The organism is Streptomyces flavofungini, assembly GCF_041028215.1.
Lineage (GTDB): Bacteria > Actinomycetota > Actinomycetes > Streptomycetales > Streptomycetaceae > Streptomyces > Streptomyces flavofungini_B.
In genome coordinates, this window is the sequence record NZ_JASKYR010001149.1 from 1 (window position 1) to 1408 (window position 1408).

Here is a 1408-nt window from a genome sequence, read left to right on the forward strand (position 1 = left end):
CTCCTACCCCGCACCCCCCGGCGCTCCCGCGCTGACCAAGACCACGCCGTGTCCCGTCACACCGGCCGAACTCGGCCCCGTGGACGTGGTCCTGCTCTCCCACGACGAGCACGACGACAACCTCGACGCCGCGGGCCGGGCCATGCTGGCCGACGTCCCGCTGATCCTGACCACCCCCAGCGGCAGCGACCGCCTGGGCGCGAAGGCGCAGGGCCTGGCCGACTGGGAGACGGTCACCCTGGACCGCCCAGAGGGCGGCACGGTCACCGTCACCGGTGTGCCCGCCATCCACGGCCCCTGGCCGCGCGAACAGGTCGAGCCGATCGCGGGCCAGGTGGTCGGCTTCGTACTGACCGGCGAGGGCCTGCCCACCGTCTATGTGAGCGGCGACAACGCCTCGCTCGACGCCGTGCGGGAGATCGCCGCGAGGTTCGCCCCCGTCGACACGGCGATCCTCTTCGCGGGCGCCCCGCGCTTCCCGCAGCTCTTCGGCGGCGAGCCGATCGTCCTGGACAGCGCGGGAGCGGCCGAGGCGGCACGCATCCTCGGCGCCCGCCGGGTGGTGCCTGTGCACTTCGACAGCTGGGCCCACTTCACCGAGGGGGCCGGGGACCTGCGGGCCGCGTTCACCGCGGCCGGTATCGCGGACGTGCTCGCACTGGGCTGAGCGGCCGCGGGGCAGCCTCAGGGCAGGTCGCCCGGCCGCACCCGCAGCTTCGCCGCGATACGGGCCAGCGCCTTCCGGTCGCTCGCGGTGAGCGGGGTCAGCACGAGGTCGCGCACCGCCCGGACATGGGTGGGCGCGGCCTCGACGACCACGTCATAGCCCGCGTCGGTGAGGGCGGCGAGGGTGTACCGGCCGTCCTCGGGGTCGGGCGAGCGCTCGACCCAGCCGCGCTGCTCGAACCTCTTCACCACGTTCGACAGGCGCGAGAGGGAGCCGCTCGCGAGGTAGGCCAGCTCACTCATCCGCAGCCGCCGCTCCGGCGCCTCCGAGATATGACTGAGTGTCATGTACTCGAAGAGCGAGAGCCCGGACCGCTGCTGCAGCGGCGCCTCCAGCTTGCCGGGCAGCAGCAGGACGAGCGAGATGAGGCCGGTCCACGCCTCTTTTTCGTCCGCGTCAAGCCACAGCGCGTCCTCGGAGACGTCCTGACCTGGGTTCGAGTCGGCGGATTTGGCCATGCGGCCACCCTATCGAACCTCGACGCCCCCTTGATGACTTCACACGTGAAGTGAAATGGCGTACGGTTCACTTCAAGCATGAAGTCCTAGCGCAGGGAGCGCCATGAGTGAGGCACAGTTCTTCGTCACGCCCGGATACGGCGACACGCTGCTCGCCGACTTGCACTACAGCCAGGCCGTACGCGTCGGCGACCGCGTCGAGATCTCGGGACAGGGCGGGTGG

At 71.4% G+C, this 1408-nt stretch carries 2 protein-coding genes; one reads left to right on the forward strand and one right to left on the reverse strand.

Features of this window, described 5'->3' with window-relative positions:
• Window positions 1-667, forward strand: a 667-nt coding sequence (locus tag AB8Z36_RS39245; RefSeq protein ID WP_369218140.1) for an MBL fold metallo-hydrolase, incomplete at its 5' end; no start/stop codon positions are given.
• A 17-nt stretch (window positions 668-684) separates the two neighbouring features.
• On the opposite strand, the gene AB8Z36_RS39250 is transcribed toward AB8Z36_RS39245, so the two are convergent.
• Window positions 685-1185: a MarR family winged helix-turn-helix transcriptional regulator gene (locus AB8Z36_RS39250; RefSeq protein WP_369218141.1), complete on the reverse strand. Its 501-nt coding sequence runs from the start codon at window positions 1183-1185 to the stop codon at window positions 685-687.
• Window positions 1186-1408 lie beyond the last annotated feature (223 nt).

Excerpts from the sequence above, each read along its gene's own strand:
- AB8Z36_RS39250 (WP_369218141.1), bottom strand. The coding sequence starts at position 1,185 with ATGGCCAAATCCGCCGACTCGAACCCAGGTCAGGACGTCTCCGAGGAC.